This is a genomic window from Paenibacillus zanthoxyli JH29, assembly GCF_000520715.1.
Taxonomy (GTDB): Bacteria; Bacillota; Bacilli; order Paenibacillales; family Paenibacillaceae; genus Paenibacillus_AQ; species Paenibacillus_AQ zanthoxyli.
In genome coordinates, this window is the sequence record NZ_ASSD01000467.1 from 1 (window position 1) to 545 (window position 545).

Here is a 545-nt window from a genome sequence, read left to right on the forward strand (position 1 = left end):
CCTTGGCATAGCCTGCGTTCGCTTCGTCCAGCCCCGCTGCGGCGCCTTTAAGCTGCTCCGAGATTTGTCCAAGCCCGGCCGCAAGCTTGGCCGCTCCTTCACCGGTCTGGGCGACCGTCCCCTTGATGGTCTGGTAGTCCGCGTTCCGCAGCAGCTCGGGGTGGCTTCCCTCGAGATTGGTAAAGCTCGGTCCCAGTCCTCCCAGCGCCGCCGCCACACCGGACAGCTGCTGCTGAATCTGACCGATGCCGCCGTCCAGCGCATCTAGACCTCCGCCGATCTGCTTATACCCGGCGAGCAGCTTCTTGTGGGCATCCGCAAGCTGCTGCGCGCTCGCCGCAGCCTGCGCAAGTCCGCTCTTAATCTCGCCCGCTCCCGCCGATCCGCTCTCAATCCCCTTCTGGATGCGGGTCAGACCGTCTCCCAGCGCGGTAATCCCCGATTTCAGATCCGCCGTACCGCTTACGAGCTGCTCCGCTCCGGAAGCGGCCTCCTTCAGCTTCGGCTCATTCTGCTTGAGCTGGTTGCTGGCATCCGACAAGCCG

1 pseudogene is annotated in these 545 nt (G+C 64.8%); it reads right to left on the reverse strand.

The features are described 5' to 3' along the window. Nucleotides 1-545: pseudogene (locus L691_RS29310) on the reverse strand (MMPL family transporter); the annotation flags it as partial.